This is a genomic window from Paenibacillus sp. N3.4 (assembly GCF_008017805.1).
In the GTDB taxonomy this organism is placed as follows: Bacteria; Bacillota; Bacilli; order Paenibacillales; family NBRC-103111; genus Paenibacillus_E.
In genome coordinates this window covers 53,508-68,418 of record NZ_VRTT01000006.1, presented here as the reverse complement: position 1 = coordinate 68,418, position 14,911 = coordinate 53,508, and the positions used below count along the sequence as shown (strand labels likewise).

At 42.3% G+C, this 14,911-nt stretch carries 16 protein-coding genes; 12 read left to right on the top strand and 4 right to left on the bottom strand.

All coding sequences use genetic code 11. The annotated features are described in order from the left end of the window. Positions 1-58: 58 nt before the first annotated feature. Together FU659_RS05295 and FU659_RS05290 are read right to left on the bottom strand one after the other, a co-directional pair. Positions 59-712 carry an SIMPL domain-containing protein gene (locus tag FU659_RS05295; RefSeq protein WP_261807628.1) on the bottom strand — a complete coding sequence of 218 codons (654 nt, stop codon included), beginning with the start codon at positions 710-712 and terminating at the stop codon, positions 59-61. Between the two features lie 183 nt (positions 713-895). Next, positions 896-1,324, bottom strand: coding sequence for a VOC family protein (locus FU659_RS05290; RefSeq protein WP_147946597.1), 429 nt, complete (start codon positions 1,322-1,324; stop codon positions 896-898). Positions 1,325-1,580: 256 nt separating this feature from the next. Between FU659_RS05290 and FU659_RS05285 the strand changes: the two genes are divergently transcribed. Together FU659_RS05285 and FU659_RS05280 are read left to right on the top strand one after the other, a co-directional pair. After that, positions 1,581-2,096: a PadR family transcriptional regulator gene (locus FU659_RS05285; protein WP_147946596.1), complete on the top strand. Its 516-nt coding sequence runs from the start codon at positions 1,581-1,583 to the stop codon at positions 2,094-2,096. 184 nt (positions 2,097-2,280) lie between these two features. After that, positions 2,281-2,787 carry a CcdC family protein gene (locus FU659_RS05280; RefSeq protein ID WP_147946595.1) on the top strand — a complete coding sequence of 169 codons (507 nt, stop codon included), beginning with the start codon at positions 2,281-2,283 and terminating at the stop codon, positions 2,785-2,787. An 83-nt stretch (positions 2,788-2,870) separates the two neighbouring features. On the opposite strand, the gene FU659_RS05275 is transcribed toward FU659_RS05280, so the two are convergent. Continuing rightward, complete coding sequence (locus tag FU659_RS05275; RefSeq protein WP_147946594.1) at positions 2,871-3,074, bottom strand: DUF6199 family natural product biosynthesis protein; 204 nt, start codon at positions 3,072-3,074, stop codon at positions 2,871-2,873. 384 nt (positions 3,075-3,458) lie between these two features. On the opposite strand from FU659_RS05275, the gene FU659_RS05270 reads away from it, so the two are divergent. The 4 genes from FU659_RS05270 (at position 3,459) to FU659_RS05255 (ending at position 6,569) form a co-directional block, all read left to right on the top strand. Beyond that, positions 3,459-3,938: a DUF6530 family protein gene (locus FU659_RS05270; protein WP_147946593.1), complete on the top strand. Its 480-nt coding sequence runs from the start codon at positions 3,459-3,461 to the stop codon at positions 3,936-3,938. A 23-nt stretch (positions 3,939-3,961) separates the two neighbouring features. Further along, positions 3,962-5,065, top strand: coding sequence for an AAA family ATPase (locus FU659_RS05265; protein WP_147946592.1), 1,104 nt, complete (start codon positions 3,962-3,964; stop codon positions 5,063-5,065). A 149-nt stretch (positions 5,066-5,214) separates the two neighbouring features. Further along, the gene (locus tag FU659_RS05260; RefSeq protein ID WP_147946638.1) at positions 5,215-6,174 is read left to right on the top strand and encodes a vWA domain-containing protein; all 960 of its coding nucleotides are present in this window, start codon (positions 5,215-5,217) and stop codon (positions 6,172-6,174) included. A gap of 38 nt (positions 6,175-6,212) precedes the next feature. Then, entirely contained in the window at positions 6,213-6,569 is a 357-nt protein-coding gene (locus FU659_RS05255) for a GIY-YIG nuclease family protein (RefSeq protein ID WP_147946591.1), read from the top strand. A gap of 382 nt (positions 6,570-6,951) precedes the next feature. On the opposite strand, the gene FU659_RS05250 is transcribed toward FU659_RS05255, so the two are convergent. Continuing rightward, complete coding sequence (locus tag FU659_RS05250) at positions 6,952-7,623, bottom strand: hypothetical protein (protein ID WP_147946590.1); 672 nt, start codon at positions 7,621-7,623, stop codon at positions 6,952-6,954. Positions 7,624-8,082: 459 nt separating this feature from the next. Between FU659_RS05250 and FU659_RS05245 the strand changes: the two genes are divergently transcribed. The 6 genes from FU659_RS05245 (at position 8,083) to FU659_RS05220 (ending at position 14,887) form a co-directional block, all read left to right on the top strand. Then, the gene (locus FU659_RS05245) at positions 8,083-10,005 is read left to right on the top strand and encodes an ABC transporter substrate-binding protein (RefSeq protein WP_147946589.1); all 1,923 of its coding nucleotides are present in this window, start codon (positions 8,083-8,085) and stop codon (positions 10,003-10,005) included. Positions 10,006-10,102: 97 nt separating this feature from the next. Continuing rightward, a complete protein-coding gene (locus FU659_RS05240) occupies positions 10,103-11,101 on the top strand; it encodes an ABC transporter permease (RefSeq protein WP_147946588.1) in 999 nt (332 codons plus the stop codon). Positions 11,102-11,104: 3 nt separating this feature from the next. Continuing rightward, complete coding sequence (locus tag FU659_RS05235; RefSeq protein ID WP_147946587.1) at positions 11,105-12,250, top strand: ABC transporter permease; 1,146 nt, start codon at positions 11,105-11,107, stop codon at positions 12,248-12,250. A gap of 33 nt (positions 12,251-12,283) precedes the next feature. Beyond that, on the top strand, positions 12,284-13,327 hold the full coding sequence (locus FU659_RS05230; protein WP_147946586.1) for an ABC transporter ATP-binding protein: 1,044 nt from the start codon (positions 12,284-12,286) through the stop codon (positions 13,325-13,327). After that, on the top strand, positions 13,324-14,355 hold the full coding sequence (locus FU659_RS05225; protein WP_147946585.1) for an ABC transporter ATP-binding protein: 1,032 nt from the start codon (positions 13,324-13,326) through the stop codon (positions 14,353-14,355). The genes FU659_RS05230 and FU659_RS05225 overlap by 4 nt, the downstream gene beginning before the upstream one ends. After that, the gene (locus FU659_RS05220; protein WP_147946584.1) at positions 14,333-14,887 is read left to right on the top strand and encodes an HAD family hydrolase; all 555 of its coding nucleotides are present in this window, start codon (positions 14,333-14,335) and stop codon (positions 14,885-14,887) included. The genes FU659_RS05225 and FU659_RS05220 overlap by 23 nt, the downstream gene beginning before the upstream one ends. Positions 14,888-14,911: the final 24 nt, after the last annotated feature.

The window sequence follows — 14,911 nt, the reverse complement described above, 5'->3', positions numbered from 1 at the left end:
AATGCTAAAACATCTCGAAAAAACCCTGTTTCCTCTACTTTTTAGAAATAGAGCGAACTTAGATAATACAATACCATGCTCGTACTGAGGCATTTACCATGAGCTCTCCCGGCTGGACAGGGGTACCCGTACTCTCCGCATGAAAAGTTGCCTTGAAAGGCATTGGCTCATTTGAACGTGAGAGCTCTTGGATTCGAAAGGGGACAGCAGCGATATTAACTCCCAATGTTTGTGCGATAGTTACAGCCTTCTGCCGAGCATTTCGAATGGCAAGTGAGAGGGCATGATTCGCGTACACTTCAGGTTGAGCCAGTGTGAATCGAATGCTTGAGACCGAATTAGCTCCTTGGGCAACAGCGGTGTCAACAATGAGCCCTGACTGGTCTAATCTATCGGTGGTAATTTGTAGTAGATCGGTCACTCTATAGCCACGAAAAATTTGTTTCCCATCTACATAATCGTACTGCGTATCAATTCGAAAATCATTCGTTTGTATCTTCTCTAGGGGAATGCCTATTTTTTGCATGGATTGGATGATATTTGTTACAATCTTCGCATTTTCTGCTTGGACCAGTTGCAAAGTATTTCCTTCTGTAATGGCTCCAAGCACGACTATGGCCCTATCTGGTGTCGCTGTCACTGCACCTTCACCTAGCACTTCGATCGTCGAAGGGGATTTGGATGCAGCATTGTAAAAGGGATAACTATACATCTCGTATACTCCTTTCATGGGTAGAGCATAAGATATTGTATGGGAGGATCGCCACAAAAATTCGGAGTTTGGATCAAATTGGCGTGGATGAATCGAAATAGTGGAATTAACTCAAAAAAGGAATATGAAACTCTTCTATAGTAGAAAAGTTCCATATTCCTTTTTGTTATGTTTTTTGAAAAATTACATGTTCATTTCGCCATTTTCATAGTTGAAAAGCCACTCAATTCCAAATTTGTCTTTAAGACTGCCGTAACATTTGCTCCAGAATGTTTCCTGAAGTTCCATGCTTACGGTGCCTCCTTCTTTTAATTTATGAAAAAGCGATTTAATTTTTTCAATATCATTATTGACAATTGAGAGGCTTATGTTGTTCCCAGGAACAAATGGCATACCTGGAAAAACATCTGAAAACATAACATTGCTGCCATCGATGTTCAGTCGTGTGTGCATAACTAAATCTTTCGCTTCTTCTGGAAGGGGATATTCTGGGTTAGGCGGTGTCTGACCAAAAGTCATAATGTTTGGTTTCTCCGTGCCAAAAACCTCAGCGTAAAACTCAGCTGCTTCACGACAATTGCCATTAAAATTAAGATAAACATCAACAGACATTGGATTCACTCCTCAATTTTTAACTATAGGTACATGCCCTTATTTATTGTATCATTAACATATAATTTCATACAACTACTCCACATGTTCATGGATCAACTAACAAATCACATACTATTTTTTGAAATAATCTTTGTCTCGTCTGAAACTTTATAAAATCCGTCTATTAAGGTAAGATAAAATGAATGATATCGAGTGATTCCTAACGAAAAAAATCAGTTTTGTCGTTATAAAGAAACAAGTAGAGGGGAATCATATGGACGAACGAGCGCTGCTATTACTTGGCATATTAAAATCCCAAAGCTTACATGGTTATCAAATCAATGAATTCATTGATAAAAACTTGAGTCGGATAACCTCCATGAAAAAAGCAACAGCTTATGCTTTATTGGACAGGCTAAAGGCTGCTAATTTTATTAGTGTACGTGAGGATCAAGAAGGAAATCGACCTCCAAGAAAAGTGTATTCCATTACACCGAGTGGGGATCAAGAGTTTTACAAGCTCCTTCGTAAGAATTTGTCTGAACAAGACAACTCCTCATTCAAAGGTGATATTGGACTTATGTTTCTTGACCATCTTTCCAAAGAGGAAACGATAGATTGTCTTATGGTTCGGTTAAATGATTTAACAGAACAAATCAAAGAATTACAAAAGGTCCCTAAACATACGTTCTCACGAGGAATAGATTTATCCATTGAACACCATCTTGTTTGTAAACAAGCTGAAAGGAACTGGTTACTTCTAGTCATTGAAAAATTAAAAAAAGAATAGGAATTTTGTGGGATCCTTCATTGATTAAGAGCGGGTGTTGCGTTGAATGCGCAGAACCTGCTCTTTTTGGCATACAAGCAAAGCCTAATTACCTAATAGTCACGTTTGACTAATCCAAGCTGGAAGATATATAATCAGTATGATCTTATCGAGGTTCTTATGATAGAACAGGAGGGTTATGGTTATGCTACAGTTCAGAGCGCTTAATATCCAAACGATAACAAGCATCGGTATGTTCGTGATGGCACTCCTTGCCATCTTCGTCCGTTCACGGAAAAGCAGTAAACCGGTCTCCACGATGAAAATCATTATGCCTACTCTAGGAATGAGTACCGGCTTTCTCATGTTTGTGTCACCAGTTTTCCGGGTGCCCTCGCTGTGGGCTTTGCTAGCGTTTTTGGCTGGTATGCTATTGTTTTCTTATCCATTAATTCGCAGTTCAAAGATGGAGCTGCGCGGCGGCGAAGTGTTCGTTAAGCGATCCAAATATTTCATATTCGTACTGCTGGGGCTGCTGGCATTGCGCGTGGTGCTTCGTAGTTACATCGAACAATTTATTTCGATCCCGCAAACGGGCGCGCTTTTCTTTATTCTCGCATTCGGTATGCTCTTGCCTTGGCGGGCTGCCATGCTGCTGCAATACAACAGGTTGACCCGAAAGTTTGTGAAACATACACAAAGGCCTGCTTGAGAATACTAGTAGTTATTCTCGGTATTGATTCAATAAAACGAATAAGAAGGTGGTGTCAGTAACGCTGGCATCGCCTTTTTTTATTAATAATTTGAAAACATGGGAATAATCACAAACAAGAAAACAATCAATATAATTATGCTGCTAATGCGACTCATAACAATATAAGCATCGCTTGGTTCGGATTCACCTTTTACCATCCAGCCATATCTCATATACCAACCAAATCTAGGAAAGAAAATATTCAAAATGGCAGCTAAAATAAATAAAAAATAGAAAATCATCATACAGGATCAACTCCTAAATTTTATTTTTTTGAAAATGTTCTTATCGACGATGTTCGTCCATTGAAAATCTGCGGCCTTACGGTTTATTTATCAGACGCTAAAAGTTCTTGTAAGTTTCGTAAGCCGCAAACTTTGACAACTTCTAACAATATTCCGTTTGAGCGTTTAATAAAACTATCATAAGTTCAAATAATAAGAAGACTTCGGCCGGTGGGCAGTTGTCTTTTTTGTTTGTTCATTCATATAAAGCATACTAACAATGTCACAATCCTATAGCTTGGTTGGTCAAATAACCGGATTGACTGATAGTGAATTGTAGGTTATTATGAATTAGTAATTTAGTAAATCAGTAATTTAGTAAATCATAAATGGAGGGTTTAAAAAATGAAAATACCAACTACTTTAAAACATAAACCTGTTATCGTATCAGAAAATTATGAGCAGGTTGATGGCAGATACGCCAGGAACACGGATGCAAAGGGTTTATCCCTTGGATTGGCCCAATGGAATGATCGGGGAAAGGTCGATATTTCGGCAAAAGTATGGAGATATACAGGGGAGAAATGGTCCCGTCAATCCGAAGAGCTGCCTATGCACCGTGTACTTGATCTTGCCATTTTAATATGCAGAAGCAGCTTGCATTTCCAGGATGCCTATCGTTTTCCTAAGCTGTATGATCCAGAGAACGCAACGATTGATCGTATTGGGCTGCAAGGGGATGCAATGAGTGTTGCCGTATGTGAAGATAATCCGATGATTGATAATGATATTAAGCTGTTCGCTCAGGCTCTTAGTGACGATGGGGAAATGATTGGAGAAAGGCTTCATGTATTATCCCGTCTCTTAAAAGAAATGGGTTATTGAAAAATTTGGAGGTAAACAGCGTTATGAATAACCATGAAGAATATGTCTTGTCACCTTCAAGACAATTAACGGAGATAGAAGAAGAACTTGTCTGGAAAAAGCCGTCCTCTCATAAAGTCAGCGAAGAAGAACGGCGTATTTGTAAAGAAATAAAGCGTAATTGGCATCGCGGAGAAATGAAAATCGCCAATATTTTGTTAGAAGGTGATGCCGGCTCAGGTAAAACACAATTAGCAAAGGCATTGTCGGCTGATTTAGGGCTGCCGTATACGAAAGTGACCTGTTTTGCCGATATGGATAAGTCAGATATTATTGGCGCTATTTTGCCGGTTATTTCAACGGAAGGATTAGAGCAGGTGGAGTCAGCGGATCAAATCGTTTTGAAAGCATTATATGAGAGCGATGGTTTTCAAAGCACAACTGAAATCGTGATGAACGTACTCGGAGTTACACAGGAGCAAGCTGCTTTAAAGATGAAACAATTACTGAAGAGGGTAGCGCAAAATACTGAGGACGAAGTCGTGGAGTATCGATTTTACCCCTCCGAAATCGTCAGAGCCTATCAAAAAGGATATCTTCTTGAAATTCAAGAACCGACCGTTATTCGGGATGCAGCGGTATTAATGGCACTCAATTCTGCTTTAGAGCTGGACGGGAGCATTAACCTTCCCACAGAAATCATACGCAGACACACAGATTTCATAGCGGTTATCACAACTAACCGTAGTTATGCAGGAACTAGACCACTAAATGAAGCACTGCGTGACAGGGTTCAGCACACGGAAAAAATGGATCTGCCAACCAAGGAAATCATGATCGAACGGGCAATGGCCAAAACCGAGTATAGAAATGAAAAGGTTTTGGGCATTTTAGCGGATATTATCATTCTTTTGGATAAATCAGCCCGGGCCAATGGGATTAAAGGTGTGGCTGGAATGCGTTCGTATTTCTACTGGTCAGATGCGGTGGCCGAAGGTGCTTCCGCAAGAGAATCTTTATACCATAAGGTCATTTACAAGATAACAACCGATTCGGAAGAAATCAAATTGTTGGAAGATGCCCTAAAGAACCATGGATTGTTAGTTAAGCTGGACGAAGTTGAGATCGAAAAGCAAAAAAAAAACTGATTTTAGATTCTGTAGAGATCCGAACATGCGGAGATATCGACGACACTGATTTTGAGCAAGACAACAAGGTGGAAGAGCAGGGGATCGCATTAAAAAAATCGGTAGACAGTGACGAAAGTACTTCTGACGTTTCTGAACATTCAACCGATATGGAAAGTTCAGATATGGGTGAGGAAGGCACTCCTCAATATCATCAGGCAAACCCTGATACCATGTCCAAGGATGCGGAACAAAAAGATCGAGATTTCCGTAAAAAATTGAATCGAGACGCACGGGAGATTGTGTCCAATTCCATTCATAAGGGCGTTAAGCTCATTGTTCACCGTCCAGAATACGTACTGGAAAATGAGCAGGAATATGCGAGCCTAAGCAATGAGCTTATGCCTATCGTGCGAGAAATCGCCAAAAAGACACTCCCACTTTTGGAACATGAAACTTCTTCTGAATTCGCTAGGAATCATTATTATGGCAGTAAATTTCAAGCGGACAGTGTTGCTTATCGGGATTTCAGGTATTTTGCCAAGAAACGTCCGCCAACGGAATCGCCCTCACTTGTGGTCGGATTAAGAATAGATGAATCTGCATCTATGGCAGCTTTTGGGCGATTAGAAGCAGCCAAACGTGCTATACTAGCGGTATATGAGTTTTGTCAAATTTGTAATATTCCCATTTTAATCTACGGTGATACTGCGGATGTCTCTAGATTGGAACAAATGTCGATTTATGCCTATGCGGATTGTGATAAAGTGGATGCCAATGATCGGTTCAGACTAATGGGGATTCGTGCCAGAAGCAATAATCGGGATGGCATGGCGCTTCGCATTATGGCAGATCGGTTAGCTGCTTCAAGCCAACAAACTAAGCTGCTCATTAGCATTAGCGATGGACAGCCGAAAGCCATGGACGATTATACCGGAAGTTATGCAATCCAAGATATGCAGCAGACCATAGCCGAATATGAACGGAAAGGAATTACATTTCTAGCAGCCGCAATCGGCCAGGACAAGGATGTGATTAACCATATCTATGGGAACGAGAGATTTTTGGATATTACCAATCTAACAGAGTTGCCTGCAAAGTTGGTTCGAATTATCGCACGGTATGTATGATAGATGGAAATTTTTAGAAGCTGAAAGGAGAGACAGCAATGGACAAGAGCAAGCGCAAGGAGCTGCAGGAAGAATTTAAGCAAATTAAGACCTATATGGGTGTCATCCAAATCATCAATAAGATTAACGGCAAAAAATATATAGATAGTTATCCCAACCTAAAAAACAAATGGATGACGATCCAAATGCAATTGGACAGTGGGAGGTTCGCCAATTCCCAATTGCAAAAAGACTGGAAGGAATTTGGGGCTGAGACTTTCACCTTTGAGGTGCTGGAGGAGAAAGAAACGGGTGACGTGACAGACATCAAGTGGGAACTTAAGCAGATGGAAAAGCTGTGGCTGGATGAATTGCAGCCGTATGGAGACAGAGGATATAATAGGCTGAAAGTATAGAGGCCTTGTAAAAAGGCCTTGTGCAAATCTGAAATAAACTTCAACAGTGCAGATGCTGTTGGAGTTTTTTTATGTCATTCAATGACTCGATACATGACTTGTGTGCTGCCAGAACGTTTCTTAGAACAATTTACCATAACTCCATATACAGTTAATCTTCATCAAACAATTTATCACTAGAATAACGTTATAAGTACCGTCTACAAAACCGAAACCAGAAGCCCTCAAGGCGCGATCATCTGTAGGCTGTCGGAAAGCCGGGTGGGGGAAAACCTGATGTCCGGTTTGATGCAGGAGGAACTGAAAGTTTAGAGAAGAGGGCTTATGCCCTCTAATGGAATTTCAATTCTCTACTCTCCCCTGATATAGAAAATGAGTTTAATTAAGTTAATGTGGCAAGAAGCGATTTCAAGCGAACGGGAATTTCTTTACGCAGTTCGCCCCAAGAGACAAAGGTGTCAGGCGCCCATGTATGTGGGACATAATCGAAGCTTGGCTGAAAGCTAAAGGTCCTTAGATGCTCCTCGGCTATTCGGTCAATGTCTTCTCCTGCTTTAAACTCTCCGCTGAACATGGATGGTTCCAGTACGCCTTCAATACCCGTTTCGGCCTGACAACAGGATTCCACATTGGGAAGTAAATGAAAGATATCTTCTAATGGCGACATGGCATGCTTGCCAGGCTGAACGAACAGCTTAACGCGATGATCCTCAGATAGGTTACTGTGATCACGCAGCAGACCAAGCAAGTATCGACCATGGAAGCTGACTTCACAGGATGCAATGCATCCTTCGTGGTCAACATAAACCCATACATGCTCCAAGTCATAAATATGCTGGATGTCATAGTCCCAATAAATGGCGTATTCGATTACCATTCGAATCTTATCGGGATTGAATCGAATGTTTCTGTCAAATGATGACGAATGGGCTGACGTTTCAAAAACAGTAACTCCAACGCGAATGGGCGTAAAGGGCTCAAAGCGATCCATGTACAGCAGCGGGGAAAAGCGCAGCACGGCCTCTTGATGTGGATGACTTTCGAACAGATGCATAATTAAATCCTCCCAAAAATAGTTAAGTAATTCATAATCGATTTTGATTTATGTCGATTAGGCTAAGCGCTTTATCCATTATTATAAATATATTTGGATATAAGTAAACCGGTTTAAAATTGAGAATCAATCCATGTCGGGAAGACCTTAGCGAATAGAAAGGATACCCGTTGAGTGGGTAGACTCATGGTTGATCTTTATTTTCCACCTTATGTAAAATGTTCTTGCACACAGTCAAGAACCGATGTAATATACAAATAATGCGTTTGCAAAACAGTTTTACAATTTTTTTTGATATTTATTAAACCGGTTTAATAAAACGTGAGCGTTATCCTACAAAAGCAATAAAACAGTCAAAAGTAAAATTAAACCGGTTTAATGATGGTGAGGAGGTGGAACATTTTTTTTGTGTACCAACAGATAATTTGATAGCCAAAATTCAATTATGGAGGGGTTAACTTGAAAAGAAGCAAGGTTTTCTTAATTTTATCCGTGATTATCGCTATCACTGTTGCTGGTTGTGACAGTAATTCGGCACCCAATAAAGTAACAGATGCAGACAAAGGCGCGAAAGAAGCTCCAATGCTCGCATCGCTTGTTAGCGCAGGCTCACTCCCGGCATTAGCTGAACGTATGCCAATTCCCGCTGATATCAAAATTGAAGAGGTTGTCGACGAAATTGGCCAATACGGCGGTGATTGGAAAATGCCGTGGATGGGTCCTAGCGATAAATGGGGTGTCGGACAACCAACAGAGGAAGCGCTGTTTCGTTTTAACAAAGAGGGCAATAAGGTAGAGCCCAATGTGGCCAAAGGATTCGAAGTAAATGCCGATTCTACCGTATTCACAATCCATTTGCGTGAAGGCATGAAGTGGTCTGACGGGGTGCCTTTAACAGCGGACGATGTTCTTTTTTACTGGGAACATATGCTTACAAAGGGAACTTTCGGCAAAAAGACGTATGACGCATATTATTCGGTTGATCCCGTTACAGGCAATAAAGCATTAGCAGAAGTGAAGAAGATCGATAATTACACCTTCACAGTTACACATAAGTATCCTAGCGTGCAGTTCCTTGAGCGAGTCGCAATCGACAACAAATGGTTCTTTGCACCCGCACATTTCCATAAAACGATTCTTCCCGAATTTGTAGGCGATGCCAAAACGCTGGAGATCACGAAGAAATGGGGCTATGAGGACCCAAAGGTCTTTTTGGTAGAAACAGGCTACTATGATTGGCTCCATAAGGAGATTCCGACACTTAGAGCGTGGGTTCCTAAAACAGATCCGAATAGCGATCAGTTCATTATGGAACGCAACCCTTATTTCTGGAAAACGGACACAAAAGGCAAACAGCTTCCTTATATCGACCGTATCGTGGCTACGAAAATTCAGGATCCTAGCCAGAAACTGCTAGGTAAATTATCCGGAGATTACAACCTCGTTGTATTTGATTCTAAAGATTTCACTGTCTTGAAGGAAAATGAGAAAAAAGGCGATTACCGCGTAATCCCTTGGACACAGCCAGCATGGTCAAGCTCAGGCATTCAGTTAAATCAGACGACGGAAGATCCGAATCTGCGCAAATTGTTCCAGGACATCCGCTTTAGAGAAGCGCTATCTATTGGAGTTAACCGTGTAGAAATTTCAGAAATTGTCTCTAATGGATTAGCTGAGCCCATACAGGCTTCTGTTCCTAAAGGAGTTATCGGATATCAAGAAGGATGGGCTAAGCAATGGGCCGAGTTCAATCCGAAACGTGCAAATCAGATATTGGATGAGATTGGACTGACGGCACGTGATAAGAATAACTTCCGAAAATACGCGGATGGCTCGGATGTGACGCTGACTATCATTGAATCGAGTACGGATTCTGCCGCTTTCCTGGAACTGCTTAAGAAATACTATGAAGATATGGGACTGAAGACCAACATTAAAGTTGTTGACGGAGGCACCCACTTTGATATGAAATATGCCAATAAGATTCCAATGACGACAGAGAATATCTCGGTTGCTAATGTGGCATTCCGACCTGATACGCTTGTGCCGCTGCGTGTAATTACGCCATGGTTTGGTCACTACGGCCTGTATAGCTCATCTGGAGGCAAAGAAGGAGTTAAACCTGAGGGTGATGTAGCTAAGATTCTTGAAATCTGGGATAAAATCAAAGCAAGCAAAAGTGTCGATGAAATCAATAAACTCAGCTATGAAATCGTTAAGTTGCATCAGAAAAACCAATGGGTAATCGGATACGCAGGTCCAACACCGATGCTGGTTGCAGCATCAAACAGTATTCACAACATTCCAACGAATGCGGTGTGGGCTGATGAATACCGGTCATTAGGTCAAGGTCACCCAGCGCAATTCTTTATCAAGAAATAACACCTGGTGGTCGTGGTAACAATAGCGGGGAGCATAACTTCCCTGCTATTGTTTCCTTTTCAAGCTTCAAAATGTGATGGAGAGGATAGGATATGAGATGCTGCAATACATTTTAAAACGGATCCTATTGGTCATTCCTGTCGTTATCTTTATTTCCTTTATTGTCTTCTATATCATTCAGCTGCCACCAGGTGATTATGTTTCCAGTTACTCGGCCAAGATGTCGGCAGCAGGCGATGTGATGACAACAGCTGAAATGGATGAGATGAGGGCAAATTTAGGATTGAATCGCCCGGTATACGAGCAATATTTTGTCTGGATGAAAAAAATCGTGCTGCACGGTGATTTTGGATTTTCGTTTAACTATAATAAACCGGTGACAGCCGTCATTCAGCAGTACATGGGCTTGACCTTAGTCGTTTCGCTGGTTACGATGCTTTTTCAGTATGCTGTGGCTATTCCAATTGGCATTTATACAGCCGTAAAGCAGTATAGTGCAGGAGACTATATCTTCTCTGGACTCAGTTTTATCGGTATGGCAACGCCTAACTTCCTGCTTGCCATCATACTTATGTTTCTTTCATATACCTGGTTTGGCGATCCGTTGCTGGGTTTGTTCTCAGGTGAATACGTCAATGCCCCATGGTCCATGGACAAGGTGATGGATCTTATGAAGCATATGGTCATCCCCGTCATCGTTATCGGGCTTTCGAGTACGGCGGATCTGATTCGTGTCATGCGAGGCCAGATGCTGGATGAGTTGAATAAACCGAACGTCGTAACAGCAAGAGCGAAGGGCTTATCTGAAATAAAAATATTGCTCAAATATCCGACACGAGCGGCATTAAATCCTATCGTTAGTACTTTCGGATGGTCGCTATCCTCTATTTTTACAGGTGCAACCATTACAGCCATCGTATTGAATTTGCCCATTCAGGGGCCAGTGATGTACAACGCCCTATTAGGGCAAGACATGTATCTTGCAGGTTCCTGGCTATTGTTTATGGCTTTGTTAACGGTCGTGGGGACATTAATCTCTGACATTCTACTCGCATGGCTGGATCCAAAAATTCGCACAGAGTTCAGGGGAAACTAACCGATGAGAACAATTCCTGTATTCCGAAGACAAAAAGTACAATCTTTACATCCGACCAAAATCAAAGATGCCAATTACAGCTCGCAGTGGCGGCTCATATATCTCAGATTCAAGAAGCACAAGTTGGCGCGCGTAAGTTTGTTCGCTCTGGCTATCTTGTACGCTGTCGCACTATTTGCCCAGTTTATAGCACCCTACGGGTTGCAGAGCTATGACAGCAAATATGTAAATGTATCTCCCATGGGTATAAGATTCATAGACGCGGAGGGCAAGTTTCATATCAAACCGTTTGTATATGACCTTAAGTCTGAACGTGACCCGAAAACGATGCGTAAAATATTCGTGCCGAATACGGAAAAGCGCTATCCGCTTCAGCTTTTTGTCCAAGGAGAGAAGTATAAGTTTCTCGGTTTGATTCCAACGTCCACGCATTTAATCGGTGTGGAAGAGCCCGGACGTGTATTCCTGCTAGGTACGGATGGAATGGGAAGGGATATGTTTTCCCGTATTTTTCTAGGCAGTCAAATATCGCTAAGCATCCCGCTTGTTGGTGTGGGAATCAGCTTCGTGCTTGGTTTGATAATCGGAGGCATCTCTGGCTATTTTGGAGGCTGGCTAGATTCGCTCATTCAGCGGATCATTGAAATTATCCGTTCGTTTCCTACTCTTCCATTGTGGATGGCCTTATCCGCTGCCATTCCGCCACGAATACCTGTGGTGACCATGTATTTGTACATCGTCATTATATTTGCCTTCATCGGATGGACCGATTTGGCAAGAGTGGTACGAGGCAAGTTCATTTCGCTAAAAAATGAGGACTATGTCATTGCTGCAAAGATTGCGGGCGTTGGCAATACGAAAATCATTGTTAGACACCTTTTGCACGGATTTATTAGTTACTTGGTCGTGGCTACGACTTTGGCGATTCCTGGTATGATACTTGGCGAAACAGCAATGAGCTTCCTTGGTCTGGGAATACGCTCGCCTGCTACCAGCTGGGGTGTATTACTTCAAGAAGCTCAGAAAATTGAAAATGTCGCCTTGTACCCATGGAAGCTTTTCCCGTTGGGGATTGTCATCCTTACGGTATTGGCCTATAACTTCCTGGGTGATGGATTACGTGATGCCGCAGATCCATACAAGAAATAACCGACTAAAATAAGAGGCAAGCGAGGGGATAGCATGACGACTCAAGCGGCTCAGACAGAGCAACCCTTACTGTCCGTTCAAAACCTTAAAATTCGGATTCAGATGGATAATGGGGAAATGAATGCGGTGGATGGGGTCGATTTTGAAATCCATAAAGGAAGAACATTAGGACTTGTAGGGGAGTCCGGTTGTGGGAAAAGTCTAACCAGCAGAGCGATTATTAGTATTAATCCCAAAGAATGCGAAACGACAGGAAGCATTGTGTATCACTCCCAATCCGAAGAGTCGCTTCAACATTTAAATTTATTGTCTTTGAGTCCGACGAGCAAACAGATCCGTTCCATTCGTGGTCGGAAAATTGCGATGATCTTTCAAGAGCCGATGACAGCGTTCTCACCCATGTATACAATCGGAAATCAAATTATGGAAGCGATCCAAATTCATCGCACCAAAAACAAAAAAGAAGCCAAAAAAATTGCGCTTGAGATGCTGGCTAAAGTAGGAATATCTGATCAGGAGAAACGATTTGAGCAATATCCGCATGAATTTTCCGGAGGTATGCGGCAGCGGGCCATGATATCAATGGCGCTATCTTGCAACCCGGAACTATTAATTGCTGATGAGCCAACAACAGCGCTCGATGTAACGATTCAAGCCCAGGTGCTGGAATTAATGCGAGAACTTCAATCGGAGTTCGGGATGGCAATACTGCTTGTCACGCATGATCTTGGGATCATCGCGCAAATGTGCGACGAGGTAGCGGTCATGTATTTGGGCAAAATTGTTGAACAGGCGCCTGTCAAAGAAATTTTTTACAACCCAAAGCACCCTTATACGAAGGGCTTGCTGAAATCAATGCCAAGACTTGGAGGAGATAAGAGCAAGCGGCTCGATTCGATTGAGGGATCGGTCCCGATGCCGATCAATATGCCTCCCATGTGTGGATTCTATGATCGTTGTAAAGATCGAATTGAAGGTGTATGCAATAAAAAGGCTGTACCCAACACTCGGATTTCAGATCAGCATATGGTAAAATGTTTTCTGTATTCGGATCAGCGTGAAGGAGAAGCACAATGACCAAGCCCATTCTCGATGTTGTGAATATGAACAAAGATTTTCAAGTGAAATCCAAGACTTCTCTCTTTCGCAAACCTGCTCCTGTACGTGTGCTGAACAATATTTCCTTTGAGCTGATGGAAGGTGAAACGTTAAGCATCGTAGGAGAATCGGGCTGTGGGAAGACGACGCTCGGTCGCTGTATCGTAAGAGGGATGAAAGCATCCTCTGGTGATGTGATTTATCATACCGAAGACGGGCAAAGCATTGATTTCCTCAAGCTAAAGGGCAAGAAATCCAAAGAATTCAGAAAAGATATTCAGATGATTTTCCAGGATCCCTATTCCTCTCTGAGCCCGCGAATGAGCGTATTCGACATTATTTCTGAACCGTTAACGGCCAATTTCAAGCTGAAGAAATCAGAAATAGAAGAGAAGGTTATGGAAATAGCAGAAAAGACAGGTTTAAATGTCGGCTATCTGAAACGATATCCGCATGCCTTCTCTGGTGGGCAAAGACAGCGTATCGCGATCGCGAGAGCTCTTATTACACAACCTAGGCTGATCGTCTGCGATGAAGCGGTATCCGCCTTGGACGTATCCATTCAAGCCCAAATTATTAATTTGTTGAAAGACTTGCAAGAGCAGTTCCAGATTACGTATATTTTTATTTCTCATGATCTTTCCATTGTACAAAACATATCAGATAGAGTTGCTGTTATGCATTTGGGAAAAATTGTTGAGCTGGCAACAACGGATTCGTTGTTCAGTCAACCTAAGCATCCCTATACAGAGGCACTTATGTCTGCAGTCCCTCAGCCTGATCCGGAGCTGAAGAAGAATAGGATCATTTTAGAGGGCGAGGTTCCTAATCCGGCCAATCCGCCAAGCGGCTGCCACTTTCATCCAAGATGCGCCTACAGAACAGATAAGTGCGTCCAGGAAGTTCCAGAGCTCCGCGAAGTAGGCAATAATCACTTCACAGCATGTCATTATGCAGAGGAATTAAATCTGAGGGGTGTCGAGAATGAATCAGCAAGCGGAAGTTAAGTCAGAAGAAAAGAAGCTAATTATTTTTTTGGATTGTGGCGATACGATCATCGATGAGGGCACCGAAATACGCGATGAGGCAGGAATCGTGATTCACGGAAAAGTGATTCCTGGAGCGGACATCATGGTGAAGACACTTGCCGAGCGTGGATATAGGTTGGCTCTTGTAGCCGACGGAGATGCGCAATCTTTTAAAAACTTACTGACTCAGAATGGCCTGTATGATTACTTTGAATCCTTGACCTATTCTGAGCCTGTAAAAGCTTCAAAACCCAGCCCCCGCATGTTCAAGGCGGCAGTTGGCGCAATGGATCTTAGCGAAAAGGATTATTCGCGGATCATTATGGTAGGAAACAACCTGAGCCGGGATGTGAGAGGGGCTAACCAATTAGGAATTACGAGTGTTTTTCTTAGCTGGACCCAGAGATATCCGAAAGCACCGGCGGATGATTTGGAAATTCCCAATTATACAATAAGTGATCCGCAGGAATTGGTTGATTTGGTGGAGGCTCTTAATTTAAAATTATCTTGAATATGCTTGGAGGGGATGTTACTG